We start from the raw sequence: 20,510 nt of genomic DNA on the forward strand, positions 1-20,510 counted from the left end.
TCCGGGATCGCTCTGGGCGGATGCGCATCCTTAGGGCACGGCCTCAGCCCCGAAGAGAAAACCGCTCTTCTGGTCTTCGGACACGTGCTGGGACTGTGATTACTCGCCCCACCGAAAACATTTGTTCCCGCAGGAGTCACCGCCCTCCGCTCACCCGGACTGGTTATGCTGAATTGCTAATTTAGCTACCCAAAAGTGTCAACCTCCTAACCAGCTCTGGGCAATACACGGAGACTCCAGTGGGAGGAAAGGCATCGGTGAGACACCGAAGTGCGTTAGCGCGAGGAGGCTCAACAGCCGCCCACGGAAAGCGCAGTGTATTTCCCAGAGCGGTCGCCGAAGTTTATCTTACGTCGTATTTATAGATTTAATGAAATCACAACAATTCTTCTTGGTGGGATGAGTAAACACGGTCCTAACCTAATAAAATAAAGCCTTGTCAAAAAGAAAACAGCAGGCGTCTGCTGCTGTTTTCTTTTTCATAGTTATTGATATTCTGCTAAGGGTATGCTGCTTATATATTCCTGCAGTGATAGCGGTTCTGCTTCTGTAATATCGCTATTATACCAATCCATTACCGCCTCTAATGTTTCCAGACTCGTAAAATATGGTACCTGATAACGGACAGATAACTCACGGATATAAAAGCCGATTTTTTCTTTTTCTCGCCCTTGATTAGGGATATTCAGAACAATATGTGGCTTATACTCTTGCCAGTGATTGAGTAGATCACCTTTACTCTTCACCATAGCAGTTGTTTTTATTCCGTTTTCCTCTAAAAATATTGCAGTTCCAGCTGTTGCTGTAAGGCTTGCACCCAAGTTTGAAAATTCACGGATCAGAGGTAAACTTTCCTCTTTCAAACGATCAGAGACAGAGACAAACAATTGGATAGGCTTTGTCTTTCCCTCCGTATGGATAGTTAATGGAGAAGCTTTTTTAAGCGCTTCTTTTTTATTATAAGCCATTCCTATAATCTCGCCGGTCGATTTCATTTCTGGTCCAAGAACATGGTCAACACCTTTTAATTTGCTTGCTGAGAATATAGGAGCTTTTACTGTGAAATAACCGGGTTCCTCTACTAAACCAACTTCATCACTCAGTTCATGTAATGGCGTTCCTAATTGCGCTTTTACCGCCCATTCAATCATTGGAATTCCTGTTACCTTACTCATAATCGGAACTGTCCGAGAAGATCTTGGGTTCACTTCCAACACATAAATAATATGGTCATGAATAACAAATTGAATATTCATCATCCCGATGATCGGCAAGTTACTACAAATTTTCTGTGCAATTTGGACGATGCCATTTTTCTGTTCATCATCCAGTGTCGTCGGTGGGAAGATACTCATACTGTCCCCGGAGTGAACGCCGGCTTTTTCAATATGTTCAAAAATACCAGGCACGATGATTTGTTTTCCATCGCTGATGACATCAACTTCACATTCTAATCCAGGAAGATATTGGTCAATAAGTAATGGCCAGCAGCGATCATTTGTATCCTTTTGTATTCTCGTAACATAATGGTGCAGCTCTGTCTCGTTATAGCAAATAAACATGGACTGACCACCAATAACATAAGATGGTCGAATTAAAACTGGAAAACCGAGCTCAGAAACCAATGTTGGTAGTTCTTCCGATTGATGAACAATATGTCCGGCAATATGTGGTATATCCAATTGATTCAGAAATTCATAGAATTGCTCCCTGTCCTCCATCTGATCAATACGTTCCGGTGATGTACCAAGCACCTCGATTCCTTCATCCTTCAAGTCATTCGCGAGATTAATCGCCGTTTGACCTCCAAATTGAATCAGTACTCCAGCAACATTTTCTTTCTCGATTACTGCCAATACATCCTCAAGTGCCAATGGCTCAAAATAGAGACGATCTGCTACCGAGTAATCTGTACTGACTGTTTCCGGATTATTATTAATAACCACTGCTTCATAGCCATTTTTTTTGAGGGCTAAAGCGGCATGTACAGAACAGTAATCAAATTCAACCCCCTGTCCAATCCGAATTGGACCTGACCCTAGAACGAGCACTTTTTTCATGTTCTCTATCACTTCCACTTCATCCGTGCCATGCCATGTCGAATAATAATACGGCGTTATCGCGTCAAATTCCCCAGCGCAAGTATCAACCAATTTATAGGACGGGATGATTGCATTTTCCTTATATGATTTTCTTAGCTCTTTAGCCGTTGTACCAAACAGTTCAGCCAGTCGAATATCACTAATATTAAATCGTTTTGCTTCTTTCACCTTTTCAAACGGGATATGTGGCCATTCGTATTTCTCTAATTCATTTTCGCATTGAATAATTCGATCGATTTTACGTAAAAACCAATAATCGATTTTTGTTATATCCATTAATTTCTTTATTTCCATCTTACGGTTTAATGCTTCTCCAATTGCAAAAATACGCAAATCATTCGGAATCTCCAAAAGTTCCAAAAGTTCAACCTCTGACTTAGCAGCCATACCCGGCCATTGGAAACTGTACACATTCATTTCCAATGATCTTATTGCTTTATTCAATGCCCCTTCAAAAGTCCGGTCAATAGCCATAACTTCGCCAGTTGCCTTCATTTGTGTGCCAAGTGTTCGATCTGCCTCCGTAAATTTATCAAATGGAAAACGCGGAAGTTTTACTACAATATAATCCAACGCTGGTTCAAATGATGCGTATGTATTTCCTGTAATCGGATTTAAAATTTCATCAAGTGTATAGCCAATTGCACATTTGGCAGCTATTCGGGCAATCGGATAACCTGTTGCCTTGGAAGCAAGTGCAGAAGATCTGCTCACCCTTGGATTTACTTCAATAATACAATACTCATTGGATTCGGGATTGAGCGCAAATTGGATATTACATCCTCCGACTACATCAAGTGCACGGATGACCTTTAGGGATGAAGTACGAAGCATTTGATACTGGACATCGGACAATGTCTGGGAAGGTGCCACCACAATCGAATCACCTGTATGCACACCGACTGGATCCATATTTTCCATATTACATACAATGATACATGTATCATTGGCATCACGCATGACCTCGTATTCGATTTCCTTCCATCCTTTAATGCTCCGCTCCACAAGCACTTGGTCAATTGGACTTAACATAAGTCCTTTATTCAATAGATTCTTAAACTCTTCCTCGTTATATGCAAATCCTCCACCTTCACCTCCAAGGGTATAGGCAGGACGCAAAATAACTGGAAAACCGATTTCATTAATAAACGCTAATCCTTCTTCAACCGACTGGACAATTTTTGATTCTGATATTGGCTCATCAATATCAATCATGAGTTGACGAAATAATTCTCGGTCCTCACCGCTTTTTATTGACGAAACACTAGTACCCAACAGTTTCACGTTATATTTTTCCAGTATTCCCTTCTCAAAAAGTTCTACCGTTAAATTCAAACCAGTCTGTCCTCCAAGACTACCAATCAATCCGTCTGGCTTTTCTTTCGCAATGATTCTTTCAATCGTCTCAGCCTTTAATGGCTCCATATAGACATGATCAGCAACACGATCATCCGTCATAATGGTTGCAGGATTATTATTAACTAGAACAACCTCAATACCTTCTTCTTTTAATGCCAGACATGCTTGGGTACCTGCATAGTCAAACTCTGCTGCCTGCCCGATCACGATTGGTCCGGAACCAATGACCAATACTTTTTTTATAGAATTATGCTTCGACATATGCTGGTGCTCCCTCCTGAGCTGCAATTGTTACTTGTTGGATAAACGCATTGAAAATATATTCTGTATCACTTGGACCAGGGTGCGCTTCTGGATGAAACTGTACAGACTGTATTGGTTTGCTTACATGTTTCATTCCTTCAAGTGAGCGGTCATTCACGTTTCTGAATAAAACTTGAAAATAACGAGAATCAATACTATTTTCTTCTACGACATAACCATGGTTTTGTGATGTCATTCGTACCTTTCCTGTCAGCAGATCCTTAACTGGGTGATTAGCCCCACGATGGCCGAATGGCATTTTCTTCGTAGTAGCTCCATAGGCAAGCGCAATAAGCTGATGTCCAAGGCAAATCCCAAGTGTAGGATAGTTTTCTGTTAGCGCTTTGATTACCGGAAAATATTCCTTTAATTCCATTGGATCTCCAGGACCATTGCTCAGTAAAATTCCATTCGGATTCATGGATTCTATCGTTTCCAAAGAAGTATGATAAGGAACGACTGTAACTTTGCATTGTGCGAGCAATGCCTGAAGAATGGACTTTTTATAACCATAATCGATTAATACAACATGATATAAACCATTACCATACGTTTGGGGTGACTTGACGGAAACACGATTCACCAGTTCCATATTTTCAATTTTTCCCCAATCGGAAGACAATTGCTGTTTATCCTTTTCTTTTTCACTAACGATTTTACCTACTACCGTCTTATGTTTACGAATGACAGCAACAAGTGAACGAGTATCCACATTCTTCAATCCTGGAATATTTGCATCCTTTAGTTCTTCTGAAAAGGATGAGGTGGACTGGTAATGACTTGGCTCGTCACAAACATCACTAGCAATTACAGCGGAAACGGATAGTTTATGGCTTTCATCATCTTCTTGATTTACACCATAACTACCGATAATTGGATAACAGAAGGTTAATATTTGGCCAGCATAGGAAGGGTCTGTCATCATCTCTTGATAACCCGTCATGCTCGTATTGAATACAACTTCACCACTTATTTCCTGCTGTGCACCGATCCAATCACCTTCAAATTGTTCACCAGTTTCAAGTATGAGATACCCTTTGCTCATGATGCAATGCCCTCCGCTTCTGTTATGATCTCTTTAAATATCTGAAGAAAGTTCTCCAGCTCCTCTTTTGTAGTTGTTAGTGGAGGTAAAATCCGTAATACATTCGTTCCAGCCGATAAAACGAGTACACCTTTTTCACGGAAAGCTTCAATCAAGGTAGCTGCTTCTACAGTCAGTTCCAATCCAATCAGGAAACCGAGTCCACGAATATCCTGAATCATTTCATGTTTTAACCTCAACGCTTCCAGCTCATCCTGTAGCCAATTGCTATTCGATTTCACTTGGTGTAGGATTTCTTCATCTAACAAGGTTTCGATCGTCGCAATTCCAGCACTCGTTGAAAGTGGATTTCCGCCGAATGTACTGCCATGAGTCCCTGGCTGAAATGTGTTTGCAACTTGCTCTTTAGCAAGCATTGCACCAATTGGGAATCCAGACCCGAGCCCTTTGGCAAGTGTCATGACGTCCGGCTCTATACCATATTGCTCATAAGCAAACAATGTACCTGTTCTACCTATTCCCGTTTGCACTTCATCCACCATCAGTAAAATATCCGCTTCCTTGCAGATAACAGATAGTTTCTCAACCCAAGCCTGCTCAGCCTTATTCACGCCACCTTCACCTTGAATCAACTCGAGTAGTACTGCCGTTGTTGTACCATTATCAACTTGTTCTAGAGACGCTTCATCGTTATAGCTCAAATAACGAAATCCTGATGTTAATGGACTAAATCCTTGATGAATTTTCTCTTGCCCTGTTGCTGCCATTGTTGAGCCTGTGCGACCGTGAAATGATTGGTGAAACGTTACTATCTCGGTACGTTCCGGGTGACCTTTGTCCTTTGCATATTTTTTCGCCAATTTAATTGCAGCTTCATTTGCCTCTGCACCACTATTACAAAAAAATACTTGATCATAGCAACTGTTATTTGTTAATAATGCTGCAAGCTCATTTTGCGAAGGTATTTCGTACAGATTGGAGCAATGCCATAGTTGATTAAGCTGATTACTTAGTTTCTGATGAACCGTTTCCGGTACATGCCCTAAATTACACGTTGCAATTCCAGATGTGTAATCCAGAAATTTATCCCCTTTCTCGTTCCATACATAGCTTCCCTTGCCTTTCACGATTGTAAGCGGGAAACGTTGATACGTATGCATTACGGAATGGGCAGGTTGATTAATCACTGTATTAGACATGCTGTACCTCCTTGTTTTGTATTACTTTTGTTCCAGCCTGTTTTCCTTCCATAAACTTTTTTAAATCCTCTGGGTCAAAACCGTTTAAGATAACCGATTCCTTTACCCCACCGGATAACCCTTTTAATGCAGATCGAACCTTAGGAATCATGCCTCCATAGATAATGCCAGAGGCTATTTTTGCCTCAATTTCTTCTTTTGTCAGTTGTTCATGGACAATCTTTTTGCCGTCTATTTCCTCCATTACCCCAGGTATATCACTGATCAATGCCAGTTTTCCTTTTAAAGCCTGCGCAACGGCTGCCGCAGCCATATCACCGTTAATGTTATATCGTTGACCTGAAATATCCGCGCCAATTGGTGATATAACCGGTATTCCGCCATTTTCAATAATTAGCTGCAACCAGGAAGTATTTACTTTTTCCACCTGCCCGACAAACCCGAGTGAACACTCTGAATCAACAGGTATTGTCTGAAGAAGGGAACAATCTACACCGCTAATCCCAATAGCTGTACCACCTTCTTTTTGCAGTTTACCAACAATTCTTTTATTAATTGAACCACTCATTACCATCTCAGCTACATCTAGCACTTCCTTTGTCGTTACACGTAAGCCATCCATAAATTCAGTTTTAACATTTAATTGCTTTAAAGCATGGTTTATTTCCGGACCACCACCATGCACGATAATTGGTTGACATATGTTTTGTTCCTTTAAATAAACGACCATCTTATAAAAGGAATCAGGAAGTTTCGCCAATACACTGCCACCCATTTTTAGCACAACGATATTCATCTTTTCACCTCACGTTCGATAGGAAGCATTTATTTTCACATAATCATACGTTAAATCACAGCCCCAGGCAGTTGCTTCACAGCTGCCATTTTGTAAATCAATCCCTAGTTTCACCGTTTTGTTTTCCAGATAACTTTTACCTTCGCCCTCATCAAATTCCAGTGGCAGACCGTCCTTTACCACCTCAATATCACCAAGGGATACACCAATTTTTTCTGGGTCAAGTGGTTGCTCACTATAGCCAACTGCACATACAATTCTTCCCCAATTTGGATCTGATCCATATACCGCTGTTTTTACCAGATTGGAAGAAATGACTGCTTTTGCCACTTGGCCTGCAGATTCCTCTGTTGGAGCACCTTTCACATTTACTTCGATTAGCTTTGTTGCTCCCTCACCATCACGGGCAATCATCTTTGCTAGTTCCTCACTTATCAATTGCAATGCTTGAATAAACGTCGCCCATTCTGGATGTGACTCATTCAGTAGATTGTTATTTTGCTGTCCATTTGCGAGAACTAGTACCATATCATTCGTACTACTGTCTCCATCAACCGTAATCATATTAAACGATTTATTGGTAACTTCTCGCAATGCATGCTGCAAACTATCCGGATCCACTGCTGCATCTGTTGTAATAAACGATAGCATTGTCGCCATGTTCGGATGAATCATCCCCGAACCTTTAGCAGCACCACCGATTGTTATCGTTTTATTATCGATTTCCAATTGGATTGCGGTATGTTTCGTAACTGTATCTGTCGTTAGGATTGCATGCTCAAAATCTTCGGTAGAAGTTTCGCTTCCCATTAAGTCGATTCCTTTTTTAATTTTGTCCATTGGTAAAGGTACGCCAATCAATCCTGTTGAAGCGACAGCTACATGGTCCGTAGATACATCCATTTTCTCTGCCGCCCATTGCTGCATTGTTAATGCATCGCTATACCCTTGTTCACCTGTGCAGGAATTGGCATTTGCTGAATTTACGATGATTGTCTGTATGTGTTTTTCCTGTTCAATACTATTTTTCGTTACCTTTAATGGGGCAGCCTGAAAAGTATTTAATGTATACACGCCTGCAGCTGCAGCAGGATTTTCGGAATGTATCCACCCAAAGTCAAGTTTCTCTTTTCTAAGTCCACAATGTATCCCGCCTGCCGTAAACCCCTTGGGACTTGTCACATGTCCGTCCTTTAACACCTGTATGGTACTCTCTGTCATTATTGCCATCTTGCTTCCGCCTCCTTATGGATAAACCGGTATTGTATGTAATCCGTGTGTTTCTTCCCATCCATTCATCAAATTTACATTCTGAATTGCCTGACCTGCCGCGCCCTTAACAAGGTTATCAATGACAGATGCAATAATTATTCGATTGCTTCTCTGATCTACGTGAATCCCAATATCACAATAATTGCTCGCATAAACATCTTTCGTAGTTGGAAAAGAGCCTTCTTCCCGAACTCTTACAAATGGATGATTTTCGTAGAAGGATTGGTACTGCTTGATAACTTCCTCTGTTGAAGTTTCTTTTGCCAATTGGCCATACATCGTACAAATCAATCCTCGAGTCATCGGCACAAGATGTGTCGTAAATGCAACGGTAATCGGTTCCTTTGCCTGAGCCGTTAAGTATTGTTCGATTTCAGGAATATGCTGATGTTTGCCAATCTTATATGGTTTAATATTTTCATTCGTCTCTGAATAGTGCGTCATTGCTGTTGGTGTTCTTCCAGCACCAGATACCCCTGTTTTTCCATCGATAACAATTCCACTTTCTAGAATAACCTTTTTTTCCAAAGCCGGAATTAGACCGAGTAATGCTGAGGTTGGAAAACATCCAGGATTGGAAATAATCGTGGCTTGTTTTATTTGTTCCGGATAAATTTCCGACAAACCATAAACCGCCTTATCAATCAATTGCTTTGGTGCTGCTTTCTTTCCGTACCAATATTCGTATTCAGATGGTGATCCCAAACGCAAGTCACCAGAAAGATCGATACACTGAATAGTAGATCCAGCAAGCTGAGGAATGATCTCCTTTGCGATTCCAGCAGGTGTTGCAAAAAATAATATATCCACTTCATCTTTCAAACTCTCAATCTGTAATTCTTGCATTGGATCCTCAATGAAATCCGTTAAATGTGGATAGATAGCCGCAATTTGTTCGCCATGCTGTGAATGAGAGATTATCTTTTTCAACTGCATATGTTCGTGTGTTTGCAGTAGTCTTATAAGCTCAATTGCCCCATATCCAGTTCCCCCGATGATTCCTACGTTCTTCAAAGAATTCCGCCCCTTCATTAATTTCGAATTATTCATTATTATAGTGATAACCAGACATTTATGCAAGTATAATTATAAAAAAATATTTATAATTATACATAAATATTAATAATAAATCTGTTTTAAATGAATATAACGCATAAATTATGCATAAAAAAAGACCCTTTTACGTTAAAGGGGTCTTTTCCAGTTAAGGTATATATTTATTTAAAAATGCGGATAGATTATTGATGTACTTCTCCCTATCCTTCACGAAGGATTCACCATGACTTGCCTCTTCGAATATGACTAGTTCAGCATCGCTTTTCGTATTTTCATATAACTCTTCTGCCATCGCAGTTGGTACAAAGGTATCTTTATTACCATGAATATAGAGAACAGGTATCACTGATTTCCGTACTTGCTTCAGTGCAGAAGCTTCTTTTAGCGTATAGCCGGCTTTCATATTCGAAACGATTCCTGTTGTCGATATAATCGGAAATTCAGGAAGATGGAACATACGCTCAAGCTGGTAAGAGAACAGTTCCTCGACTCCAGTATAGGCACTATCCGCAACAATTGCTTTCACATTCTTTGGCAGTTCTTCTCCACTCGCCATTAAAACAGTTGCTGCCCCCATTGAAACACCGTGCATGACAATTTCCGTATCAGGGCCAAGCTCATTTAGAATTTTGTCTATCCAATCCATATAATCGAGACGATCATGCCAGCCAAACCCGATATAATCTCCCTCACTCTGACCGTGGCCACGAAGATCAGCCGTGAACATATTATATCCTAGCTCTTCATAGTAATATTCACCAAACAATGACATATCATCTGCCCGTCCAAGATATCCGTGTGCGAACACGACCGTCTTATTCGTTGGTACTTCTGCTTCTAAATAATACCCTTTCAAGTCTAAACCATCGTATGACTCCATTTCCCACTGCTGGAAATCCTGTTCTGCAGACCAGTCACGCCAATCTCCGTCTAACAGCACTTCCATTGTTTCAGCGGAAACCTCCAAATCAGAATTACCCGTCAAAAAATCTTTCACATTTCGTTCAATTGCAAGGTCATAAAAGAAAAACCCAAGCATAATATCTATAATCAACAGAACTGCAATTAGTCCCAAAGCAATTTTCTTCCATATTTTCTTTTTCTTCACATGAACGCCCCTTTCAAAATAATTCTCTAATACTATTATACTAGAAAACATACACGAATAGGCATCCATGTTTTGGTATGGAAACTAAAAGTTTTTCTATGTTTTATTTTCTTCGTTTATTTCCAACTAATGTACCAACACTAAAAATAATCACCTGACTAACTAGGAAAATGATTGCACCTATTTTTTGTTCTTGTACTGGATCAAAAGGTAAAAGGGAGGCAAAAAATTCTACTGGTACGTCCGTTAAATCAGGCAAACAAAGTGCGAGTGCGGACATAAACAATTCAATATCGGAATAGATTGCATAAATTCCTTCCCTACTCATAAACAACAGAACACTAAAGGGGATTAGTAAAATAATGTTAATTAAAGTATACTTCCATTTTTTTTCAACTGTTAATTGCTTTAAAGACATGATCGGAATCCATAGTATGATAGCTGAGATAAATAACGCCAATAAAAAGAAATAATTCAAATAAAGATCGATTCGTGCAAAATTAAAGATGTATGGAATATGATACCCATAAAAAAATAGTTGAAAAATAAGTATTGCTGTTACTGGCCTTTTTAGCTCATCAACTACCCTTTCCAAAAAGGCAAAAGACTTTAATCGCTCCAAAATTTCTGATTTCATTCCAGCAATTAATAATGGAGGAGCTACAAGTAACAATAGTACCATTTGGATAATATGGCTACTGAATTTTATTCTGCCTGTCACATTCAACGGACTCCCAACTGCAATAAATATAACAATTAAACCGAATACAAAAACAATCGATTTCCATAAAGGATGTTTTCTTGAAGTAGGAAGTAAGAAGAAATAGATAATTGCTGCAAACATGGAAAATATCAATATTCCACCATTCCATAATGTAGAGAAATGGAATTCATCTAAAATGAGATCGAGCAAAAGTGCCACCACCTTTTTCTTGTTAGTGCACTTAAATTATAAATCAAACAGAGCAATAGAAGAAACAAAGATATAACAATCTTATGACACATTCACCAAAGATCCGTTATAAGAAACATTCTATTTCCAATAAATATTAGAAAAGTATAAAAATATCGTGGTATAATGGTAGAATAATTCGTTTAAGGGGCTGTACATATTGAGTCAAACCTATTTCATTACCGGTTACCCCGGTTTCTTAGCAAGCAGTCTGATCCGGCAACTTTTACATGATCAGCGGAAGCATATTGAACATATCTATTTGCTAGTCTTGCCAGATCAAGAAAGAACGGCAACGGAAGAAATTAGATATCTTGCTAAAAATAATGATTTAGATCCCACTTTCTTCTCCATCATTACTGGGGATATTACAAAACCAAATTTGTCTATCGATACAGATATTAATCGTGAATTGCAGGAATCGATCACACATGTTTTTCACCTGGCAGCGATTTATGATTTAGCTGTCCCCTCAGAACTTGCTTATCACATAAATGTGAATGGGACCGAGAATGTAAATAACTGGGTAAAGACATTAGGCAGTCTTGACCGTTATATATACTTCAGCACGGCTTATGTCTCTGGAACTCGTGAAGGACGTATATATGAAAACGAACTTGTAGAAGGGCAAACATTTAAAAATCATTATGAACAAACGAAATATGAAGCAGAGTTACTTGTTGAAGATATGAAAAAGTCGGTCCCAACAACGATTATACGTCCTGGTATTGTTAAAGGTCATTCGGAAACAGGGGTTACGGTTAAATTTGATGGCATTTATTTTTTGTTGAACATGTTTGAACATTTACGTCATCTACCAGTAATCCCTTATTTAGGCGAAGGTAGTGCAGAAGGAAACTTTGTTCCATCTGATTATGTATTAAAGGCTACAAGCTATTTGGCGCTTAACGAAATCGGCAAGGGGAAAACTTACCATCTAACAGATCCGAATCCATACACGATGCGTGAATTATATAAAATGATTGCTAAAAGCTATCTCGGGAAAACACCTTTCGGAACAATCCCTGTCGAATGTGCGAAGTTTCCTTTGTCATTTTCGCCAATTCGTAAGTGGCTGCAAGTGGAAAAAGAGGCGATGGATTATTTCACCTTTCATGCTTCGTATGACAGCAGCCAGACCGTCAAGGATTTGGAAGGATCCGGAATTGCCTGTCCCGACTTAAAAGATACGATTCATCCGATGATCGATTTCTATCATAAGTACAAACATGATGGAAGTAAACATATAGAAATTAGATGACAGATAAGCATAGTTTTGCCTACAATAATTTATTCGTCTAGACTTCTTGTCTGTAAACTAAAAAAGCTTCCATTGGGTGAATAACCTAAACCTTTTTATTCTGTTCTCCTACTTAATTTACAAAGAATGTATACGAATAATGCTACATGGCAAAAATCAAAATAACTTTATAAATTGCTATCCTAATAATTAAGAGTAATGCCGAATAGTTATACACGGAGTAGTATCTGGATAGGAAGATCTTTGCAGAAAGAGGAGTGTCAGAGGTAAATGAAAGACAAGACAGAGATATTCATTGAAGAACTGGAGTATATGCTTACCGAAAACATATTCACGGAACCAACAGACGTTGAAATTCGCCGTTTTATTCAGGAAATTAATGCAGATGAAATTAATATAATGGACTATCGTAAAAAGATTTCGGCAGAGGAATACGGTGAAGACATGGTGTGGGCCATAAATAAGGCTTATAAAAAACTGTCTTGAAGAATTAACTAAATCATTTTAAAGATTGTACCTATTTCTATTTGATTCTGCTTTGAAGTGCATAATAGTTAAACGATGCTAAAAGGCATATGATGACGTATGCCTTTTTGTTGTTACCAATACACCTCAAAACGGAATTCTGTAATTTATTCGATTGCCGCTTTAATTTGCTTCGTATAGAAATAGCGAACGATGAAAAAGTAAATAACTTGTATGATTAAGAAAACGCCAAGAACAATAACCGATTCTTTCAATAGATTATAATAAAACATATGGGATAATGCGGTTAATGCTACTGCCCCATGTATTAAAGTCGGTGTTCAAAGCCTCTGAAAAATTGTATGAACAAATGCCGCCCTATTTTGATTCAGTGAAATAGGATGTACTCAGCTTACAAATAATCGAGGATTTTGCTCCATTCCTCCACTTTACCTTCAAAGGTTTTTGTATATCGCCCTGGAATTGGGCTTGTCGAGGGCATTTTCACCACGTTAACATTCGTACGTTTTTCGACTGGAAAGTTTTTCGTAAACGTTTGATATGACTTCGTTCCATTACATGCTATCAATTTTATGGACGGGTTTCTCCGCAGTAAACCTTCTATGTCATTTGTCTCTTCGTCTCTAATGCTCGCATCAAGACTTCCCTTTCGATAGCAGGACCCTATCGTATCCCAGAGCGCTATTCCATTCCTTTTAATAAATTTAATTTTCTCCTCGTAATCACGCGTAGGTTGTTCATTAAATAATTCAAACATGATTGCCCAAAAATGATTACGGGGATTTCCGTAGTATTCACTCTTTGCCAACGACATCCCTCCAGGCATCGACCCGAGAATCAGTACTTTCGGTTTTTCAGGCAAAACAGGAGAGAACGATAGTAGTTTTTCCTCCATGAAAATTCCTCCAATCATACGCTTTATTATCATCATACCCCAATGAATCGTTCTTGTTCAAAACGGAAAGATCCAAATAACACATAAGCCCATCGATGAATAGAATAATATAAATTCTAATTGGAGCGATGTATAATACGATGGACATTCCAATTTTGTTAGCAGGACCTATGATTCGACGGGCAGATTGTGAAAAGATATATATTTGGCTTGCAACAAGCGAAAAATTGTCAATCGAAGCAGAGTTAACTACGATTCACACAGAGAATGAATCTCATATCTATCATAAAATAGCTACGTTTTGTGAATCTGAAACGATATGTGGGGGTGAATTCCTCTATATTTATTTAATTAAAGTTTCACCAAAAGAAGATAAATTCCCCTATGATACGCTTCTTGGTTATAATCTTTCATTTAAAAAGGAGAATTTAACCTATGATCTAAGTAGCTTTGATCTATTAAATAAAGATAATCCACAATCAATTGTCTACGGTGATCTCAAGTATCCAACATTTTATTTACCAGAAAGTAGTCATTCCACTATTCTATATGGATCATGTAGAAAACCTCATGGAAAGGGAAAAGATACCCTTGCAGTGGCAGATTCAACGATTCAAAAAAACGATATAAATCTACGAGATAGGCCTAGTAATTTATTTTTGATGGGAGATCAAATTTATGCAGATGATGTTGCGGCCCCATTATTCCATGTTATCTCGAAGGTTTCAAGGCTTTTAACCGGAAACCAAACGGAGCAACTTCAAAAATTAGACGAACGACTTGCAATGCCGACGCATCAATCAGCTTTGCAAAAAATTAACGGCAGGCAATATATCATGGACAATTTTTGCAATTTCACCTCAGGGAACGCAAGTAATCATCTTCTGCAATTTAGTGAATATGCAGCAATGTATGTCATGATTTTGGGACCTGCTTTATGGAAACAAAATAACTTACCCAGTTTTGCTGAACTACTTGCAGAAAATAAACTATTTTTTAAAACTACCGATCACAGTCAACATAAAAAAGATCTGGAAAAACATCGCAAACGATACGATGAGCAACTCGAAGATTTACTGTCTTTCATCCAAACCTTATCACAAGTTAGAAGAGTGTTAGCAAATACCCCAACTTACATGATTTTTGATGATCATGATATAACCGATGATTGGAATCTGTCATGGAAATGGAAGGAAAATGTCTCAAAAACGCCTTTAGGAAAGCATGTCATTGCAAATGGAATAACCTCTTATTGGCTTTTTCAAGGATGGGGTAATGATCCAGCAGCGTTTAATTCCACCTTTTTTAACCGCGTATCTCATTATCTCTATCCATCTCCCACTACAACGGATGTTTATAACGATTGGATGGATCTAGTACTGAATTTCCAATCATGGTATTTTGTTGCACCAACCAATCCTGCAAGTCTTTTTCTGGACACTCGAACAATGCGGGATTATGATATTAACCAAAAATCCACTATCATCGATAAGCTAATAGATTGGGAAATTAAACCGGCACAGTTAATCGGTAAAGAGGCTTGGTATGCACTATCTAAACGTTTATATCAATCTGAATGGAAAAAAGGAGAACCATTGATAATCATCTCACCTACTCCGTTATACGGGGTACAATTTATTGAAGACTTTATAAAGCGATATATCTATCCATTGCGTTTTTTAAATAACGATGTTCTCTATAATCTGGATTTTGAAGCCTGGAGATACAATGGAACAGGATTTAATAATTTTCTCCAGCAAATTGCTGCCTGGGATCCGAAAGTATGTATGATACTTTCCGGCGATGTCCATTATGCGAATGCAATCAGGTCACAAGTAGAGTTTAAAGACCGTAAAACAATGACCATCCATCAATTCACGAGCAGTCCTATCAATAATATGAGCTTTCCGAGCATAACCAGATCTTTAATAAAATCACCATTATGGATCAGTTTAATGACGAAAGATAAACATGTAATGAACCGTTGCTGTGATGAACACAACAACCTTCTCAAAACAGACGATACAAAAAATATGAAATGGAAGGAGGAAATTCAGTATTTAACTCCGCTTCAAGGATCTTTAATGGAGACAGATAATAACCTCGGGCAATTAACCTGGAATGATAGCTATGTGGAGAATAAACAATTGAAGTATAATGGGGAAAATACGTTTGAACGTGAATATATAAATAAGACTAAGTGAGGTTATTGGAATATGCCCTCTCTTAGCCTTTATTTCTATGTCGCATTTTTATCCTGTTTGTTAATCAGAAATATCTACCTCTTCATCTATGATGTATCCACGTTTGACATAATGAATGATTTTATTGACTTCCATTTCCACTCTTTTTCTACCATATGGATATTGAAACCATTTGCCCTGTGTAGTTGTTTTATCATCTACCATGCATAATGAAAATGAAATCCAAGGTGGCATAAACGTTTTTAAGGACAAATGCATTCTTCGCATATGTATATTCGTAGTTACAATAATCAATCTTTGGATATTATGCAATCCCAATGCTCGATCAAGAACAAGTAATGAAGCCAATACATTTTCCTTCGTATGTAAGGATTCCTTTTCAATGATAATATCTTCATCGGGAATTCCCATTTCAATTGCTTTATTCCGAAGTAATTCCGCCTCCGTTAAGACGGCACCCTCCCAAACGACTCCACCGGAAAATAGTATTTTCTTGGATCTTCCATTTTTATATAATTTAACTGCTTTAGGCAAGCGGTATATGACAGCCTTACTGCTCCCTGGTACAAAAATACAATCGCCTTTTTTATGGTCGTCCTCCATATTGTTATAAAGCAACTTTGTCATTTGCGCATCCGTCAGTTTCCCAGGCTGTAATTGTGATATTTTCATAAGTCACCTTCTTCGTTTTGGTTATACTTCGTCTTCTTTAAATTTTTTATTTTTTCAATTAGCATATCCTTATAAGGTGTTAATTTCTTTAAATATTGCCATGCGTTCAAAAATAAAAACCACCATAAAATAAAATAAATATGTACGAAGATGATAAATACAGACCAAAGATTTCTCGTTTGGAATTGTGCCAACACATATTCATACTCATTTACCCCTTCTGGTCTGCCAATGCTATAAAGAAATCCAACAAGCGGTAGAAGAAGCGATAATATAATTGTAACGGCTGCCAAAGGACTATAAATTTGACGCACCCAATTGATGATTCCACTAACTAATGTCAGGAAAATGATGATGTAATAAAGAATCCAGAACCAATTTGGTAATGTTTCCATTTCAATCCCCCCAAAAACTTCCCTTACCTTTATTTAATTCGGCAAAGAAATGAATCATCCTGCTTAAACAAGCATATTTCTTTAAAGAACAAAAGTCGCCTTCCTCTTTTAAAAAAGTGAATTTTGTAATGGTTATTTCTTTTTAATCATGCAGAGTTTAGATAAATTGCGATATAACTTTGGATTTATTTTCAGAAGACATGTGGTCTAGCTGCCGTCCGGCATCGCTCTGGGCGGACTGGTGAAGCTGTGCGATAAGATTTTTATAACAATCACTAATGCAGTTAATTGTTTGTAAGCTTAAAACCAGCTCTGGGAAATATACGAAGACTCCAGTGGGAGGAAAGGCATCGGTGAGACCCCGTAGTGCGAAGCACGAGGAGGGCTCACCAGCCGCCCGCGAAAAGCGAAGTGTATTTCCCATAGCGGTCGCCGAAGCTTCTACATACTGTTAGAAACACCCAGCAGTTACTTCACAGTTTATAGATTTTATGGTATAACAACAATTCTTTATCAATGGGTTGAGGAGCAGTAGTCACATTTAAATTTTTTCTCCCTTTTGTTCCCCTTCTTTTAAGTTATTCTGGCACTATATTTATATGAAAGAAAGATAGTAAGATATGTTGTTTTATAGAGAAATATAATTTCCCAAAGCAATTTCTGATATGATACTATTAAGATTATTTTGTATTATCTGAGGTGAATTTATGAAAGCTATACTTATCGGTATTTTAGCTGCTTTATTCTTTTCAGTGACCTTTGTTTTAAATCGGTCAATGGAATTGGAAGGTGGAAGTTGGGCATGGAGTGCTTCACTAAGATACATATTTATGTTGCCCATTTTATTTATTATTGTTGGCTATAAGCGAAATATAAAGCCGGTCATGGTACATATGAAGAGCAGACCTGCCCCTTGGTTCATATGGAGTACGGTTGGATTTGGATTATTCTATGCTCCACTTACGTTTGCAACTATTTATGGACCAGGTTGGCTCGTAGCTGCAACGTTTCAGCTTACCATCATTGCTGGTTCATTACTTGTACCATTTTTACACCAAAAAACGAAACAGCGTATTCCAATCCAAAGTATATTCATCTCACTAATTATTCTTGGTGGTGTGTTCATTATGCAGGTCGAGCATGCCTCTTCTGTTCCACTCATAACCGCTGTATTATGTGTAGTACCTATCATCATTTCTGCGTTTGCTTATCCGCTTGGCAACCGTAAAATGATGATGTTTGTAAATGGAGATTTAAATACATTTCAACGTATTCTCGGTATGACTATTGCTTCGATGCCATTTTGGCTCATGCTTTCCATTTATGGATTCGTAACACATGGGTTACCTACTCAGAGTCAAGTGATCCAGACCTTTATTGTAGCAGTCTCATCCGGAATTATTGCAACTGTTTTATTTTTCTATGCTACAGAAATGGTTCAAAACGACAATCAGAAGTTAGCTGGTGTAGAGGCCACACAATCGGGCGAAGTCGTTTTCGCCTTGATTGGTGAAATATTAATATTAAGTGCCCCATTACCAAGCACCGTTTCATTTATTGGGATGGGACTCGTAATTTTTGGCATGGTTTTGCATAGCGTTTTTTCTGCATTAGGAAATCGTAAGAAAGTAGCATTCAACCAAAACGTTACACAAAAAAAGGGATAGAGCTAAATATATACAGCTCCATCCCTTTTTATTATTCATTTCCTTCCATTTTCATGCGATCTCTTTCTTCTGCAGGCGTTCCCCCTCTAATCAAAAGGGATAAGATTAGCCCGATTAGCGATATAACTGCTGCCACATAGAATGCCATGTTAACACCATGAACCATCTCCATCGGTAAAGCCTGCTCTTCCGTAATTGGTGCAGTAGTTGTCATGATTGTAACTAAAATCGCTGTTCCAATCGATGCAGCTACCTGCCTCATTGTGTTTGTCATAGCAGATCCGTGTGCCAACAAACGTCTTGGCAATTGATTGAGACCTTGTGTTGTAGCAGGCATCATGATCATAGATATACCAAACATTCGAACCGCAAAAACAATCGTGAGATAGCTCAGCGATGTATCAGGTGTCAAATTCGTATACAAAAAAGATGTTATCGTCAAAAGGGACAAACCAATAATAAGCAGATACCTGGCACCAAACCGATCAAAAATTCTCCCATTAATCGGAGACATGAAACCCATAATCAATGCTCCCGGCAAGATCATCATTCCTGATTCCAAGGCACTAAAGCCCGCCATATTTTGCATATAGATCGGTAAAATCGTTTCGGAAGCAATTAAACCAATAAAAGTGATCATCCCTATAATGGTTGTCATCGTATAAATTTTGTTTTTAAAAATACGAAATTCCAATATTGGCTGTTTAAGCTTGAACTGTCGCAGGATAAAGAATGTAAGCGACACAGCACCTATAATCATTGAACTGATAACGACGGTATCTGTCCATCCATAATTCCCTGCACTGCTGAAGCCATATAACAAGCCACCAAAACCAAGTGTGGAGAGGATGATGGACAGGTAATCCACTTTTGGAAATGTTCGTTCCGTAATATTTTTCATTACAAAGTAAGATATGATGATGTTTATAACTGCCAGCGGCAACACTAGGAAAAATAAAGATCGCCAGTGATACTGTTCAACTAGCCATCCGGAAATTACAGGACCAAGCGCAGGAGCAAAACCGATTACCAAACCAACCATGCCCATGGCACTCCCTCTTTTTTCAATCGGGAATATCAGGAGAAAAATTGTCATCATCAATGGCATCATCACACCTGCACCAGCAGCCTGAATTATACGACCTGTCATTAATACAGCGAAGTTCGGCGAAAATGCACAAACAAGGGTACCTAAAGTAAACGCGCTCATCGCAATCAAAAATAAACGTCTTGTCGTAAATGTATCTATTAAAAACGCAGTGATTGGTATCATAATTCCGTTCACTAACATAAATATAGTTGTCAGCCATTGAGCCGTATTTTCTGTAAGATTTAAATCCTGCATGATATGTGGAATTGCAGTTGCAAGTAATGTTTGATTTAAAATCGCTAGAAATGCTCCTGTTATGAGTACAGCAACAATTGGTTTTCTGTTTATATTTTGTATATCTTCTACCTCTTTATTTTTCAATTGAAATCTCCTTCAAAGTAACTGTTAAGACTACAATTATATGGAACAAATGGATTATTGTCTATAGAAAATTTGGAATTATTTATAAGAACAAAAGCGCAAGCGCCCGTTTAGGGACTACGGACTGGACTGAGCCGTAGGAGATAAAGGAAACACGCCGAATGGAGGGAGTCGATGTTGACTTATCGTACGGAGGTGAAGGAAGTCTCGCTAGTCCCTGGGCGCTGGAGCTGGACGTGGCTGTTTATGTGTTAGAATTAATTGCTG

The 20,510-nt window shown here is 38.5% G+C and carries 16 protein-coding genes; 4 read left to right on the plus strand and 12 right to left on the minus strand.

Annotated features, from left to right (window positions below; translation table 11 throughout):
• Positions 1-485: 485 nt before the first annotated feature.
• The 8 genes from carB to ACFOUV_RS12385 all read right to left on the minus strand — a co-directional run bounded on the left by carB (position 486) and on the right by ACFOUV_RS12385 (position 11,153).
• Entirely contained in the window at positions 486-3,722 is a 3,237-nt protein-coding gene (gene carB, locus ACFOUV_RS12350; protein ID WP_379497075.1) for a carbamoyl-phosphate synthase (glutamine-hydrolyzing) large subunit, read from the minus strand.
• Complete coding sequence (locus tag ACFOUV_RS12355) at positions 3,709-4,809, minus strand: carbamoyl phosphate synthase small subunit (protein ID WP_379497076.1); 1,101 nt, start codon at positions 4,807-4,809, stop codon at positions 3,709-3,711. The genes carB and ACFOUV_RS12355 overlap by 14 nt, the downstream gene beginning before the upstream one ends.
• Positions 4,806-6,008 (minus strand): acetylornithine transaminase, encoded by a 1,203-nt coding sequence (locus ACFOUV_RS12360; RefSeq protein WP_379497077.1) that lies wholly within the window; start codon positions 6,006-6,008, stop codon positions 4,806-4,808. The genes ACFOUV_RS12355 and ACFOUV_RS12360 overlap by 4 nt, the downstream gene beginning before the upstream one ends.
• The gene (gene argB, locus ACFOUV_RS12365; RefSeq protein WP_379497078.1) at positions 6,001-6,804 is read right to left on the minus strand and encodes an acetylglutamate kinase; all 804 of its coding nucleotides are present in this window, start codon (positions 6,802-6,804) and stop codon (positions 6,001-6,003) included. The genes ACFOUV_RS12360 and argB overlap by 8 nt, the downstream gene beginning before the upstream one ends.
• A gap of 9 nt (positions 6,805-6,813) precedes the next feature.
• Positions 6,814-8,034, minus strand: coding sequence for a bifunctional ornithine acetyltransferase/N-acetylglutamate synthase (gene argJ / locus ACFOUV_RS12370; protein ID WP_379497079.1), 1,221 nt, complete (start codon positions 8,032-8,034; stop codon positions 6,814-6,816).
• Between the two features lie 15 nt (positions 8,035-8,049).
• Positions 8,050-9,090, minus strand: a complete 1,041-nt coding sequence (argC, locus tag ACFOUV_RS12375) for an N-acetyl-gamma-glutamyl-phosphate reductase (protein ID WP_379497080.1) — start codon at positions 9,088-9,090, stop codon at positions 8,050-8,052.
• A 190-nt stretch (positions 9,091-9,280) separates the two neighbouring features.
• Positions 9,281-10,240, minus strand: coding sequence for an alpha/beta hydrolase (locus ACFOUV_RS12380; protein ID WP_379497081.1), 960 nt, complete (start codon positions 10,238-10,240; stop codon positions 9,281-9,283).
• A 103-nt stretch (positions 10,241-10,343) separates the two neighbouring features.
• Entirely contained in the window at positions 10,344-11,153 is an 810-nt protein-coding gene (locus ACFOUV_RS12385) for a cytochrome c oxidase assembly protein (RefSeq protein WP_379497082.1), read from the minus strand.
• Between the two features lie 199 nt (positions 11,154-11,352).
• Here ACFOUV_RS12385 and ACFOUV_RS12390 point away from each other — a divergent pair, with 199 nt between their 5' ends.
• Positions 11,353-12,453 carry an SDR family oxidoreductase gene (locus ACFOUV_RS12390; protein ID WP_379497083.1) on the plus strand — a complete coding sequence of 367 codons (1,101 nt, stop codon included), beginning with the start codon at positions 11,353-11,355 and terminating at the stop codon, positions 12,451-12,453.
• 270 nt (positions 12,454-12,723) lie between these two features.
• Positions 12,724-12,939 (plus strand): hypothetical protein, encoded by a 216-nt coding sequence (locus ACFOUV_RS12395; RefSeq protein WP_379497084.1) that lies wholly within the window; start codon positions 12,724-12,726, stop codon positions 12,937-12,939.
• A gap of 391 nt (positions 12,940-13,330) precedes the next feature.
• On the opposite strand, the gene ACFOUV_RS12400 is transcribed toward ACFOUV_RS12395, so the two are convergent.
• Positions 13,331-13,834 carry a DNA-deoxyinosine glycosylase gene (locus tag ACFOUV_RS12400; RefSeq protein ID WP_379497085.1) on the minus strand — a complete coding sequence of 168 codons (504 nt, stop codon included), beginning with the start codon at positions 13,832-13,834 and terminating at the stop codon, positions 13,331-13,333.
• A 140-nt stretch (positions 13,835-13,974) separates the two neighbouring features.
• Here ACFOUV_RS12400 and ACFOUV_RS12405 point away from each other — a divergent pair, with 140 nt between their 5' ends.
• Positions 13,975-16,038: a hypothetical protein gene (locus tag ACFOUV_RS12405; RefSeq protein WP_379497086.1), complete on the plus strand. Its 2,064-nt coding sequence runs from the start codon at positions 13,975-13,977 to the stop codon at positions 16,036-16,038.
• A 60-nt stretch (positions 16,039-16,098) separates the two neighbouring features.
• On the opposite strand, the gene ACFOUV_RS12410 is transcribed toward ACFOUV_RS12405, so the two are convergent.
• Together ACFOUV_RS12410 and ACFOUV_RS12415 are read right to left on the minus strand one after the other, a co-directional pair.
• Complete coding sequence (locus ACFOUV_RS12410; RefSeq protein WP_379497087.1) at positions 16,099-16,710, minus strand: YdcF family protein; 612 nt, start codon at positions 16,708-16,710, stop codon at positions 16,099-16,101.
• The gene (locus ACFOUV_RS12415) at positions 16,707-17,105 is read right to left on the minus strand and encodes a hypothetical protein (protein WP_379497088.1); all 399 of its coding nucleotides are present in this window, start codon (positions 17,103-17,105) and stop codon (positions 16,707-16,709) included. Before ACFOUV_RS12415 ends, ACFOUV_RS12410 begins: the two co-directional genes overlap by 4 nt.
• Positions 17,106-17,812: 707 nt before the next feature.
• On the opposite strand from ACFOUV_RS12415, the gene ACFOUV_RS12420 reads away from it, so the two are divergent.
• Positions 17,813-18,772, plus strand: a complete 960-nt coding sequence (locus ACFOUV_RS12420) for a DMT family transporter (RefSeq protein WP_379497089.1) — start codon at positions 17,813-17,815, stop codon at positions 18,770-18,772.
• 31 nt (positions 18,773-18,803) lie between these two features.
• Here ACFOUV_RS12420 and ACFOUV_RS12425 read toward each other — a convergent pair whose 3' ends face one another.
• The gene (locus tag ACFOUV_RS12425; protein WP_379497090.1) at positions 18,804-20,243 is read right to left on the minus strand and encodes a DHA2 family efflux MFS transporter permease subunit; all 1,440 of its coding nucleotides are present in this window, start codon (positions 20,241-20,243) and stop codon (positions 18,804-18,806) included.
• Between the last annotated feature and the right edge of the window lie 267 nt (positions 20,244-20,510).

The sequence above is a fragment of the Oceanobacillus longus genome, assembly GCF_042650085.1.
Classification (GTDB): Bacteria; Bacillota; Bacilli; order Bacillales; family Amphibacillaceae; genus Oceanobacillus; species Oceanobacillus longus.